Source organism: Paraburkholderia sp. SIMBA_030 (genome assembly GCF_046535245.1).
In the GTDB taxonomy this organism is placed as follows: domain Bacteria; phylum Pseudomonadota; class Gammaproteobacteria; order Burkholderiales; family Burkholderiaceae; genus Paraburkholderia.
Genome location: NZ_JAWRXB010000979.1, coordinates 1 through 257 on the forward strand (window position 1 = coordinate 1; position 257 = coordinate 257).

Here is a 257-nt window from a genome sequence, read left to right on the forward strand (position 1 = left end):
ATATGACACTAACGAAAAAAATATCGCTAAGGATTATCATGAAAAAATTATTGGGAAATAGGCTATTAGCCCTATTGGTGAAAAGCGCCAGCATCACTGCAATCGTAGCAGTAGCCAGCACCATCAGTATCAATGCGCAAGCGGCTACTATGACCGAAGATTTGGTCCAGAACTATGCCGCCGCAATGAAAGCATCAGCGAATAGCCAAAGTATTAATCAGGTATCGCGCCTTGTGTCAGATGACGCGCTTATTTCT

1 protein-coding gene is annotated in these 257 nt (G+C 43.2%); it reads left to right on the plus strand.

Annotation, left to right across the window (positions count from 1 at the left end):
- Positions 1 to 38: 38 nt before the first annotated feature.
- Positions 39 to 257 (plus strand): hypothetical protein (locus SB772_RS42940; protein ID WP_410838887.1); only part of this gene is annotated, 219 nt, incomplete at its 3' end.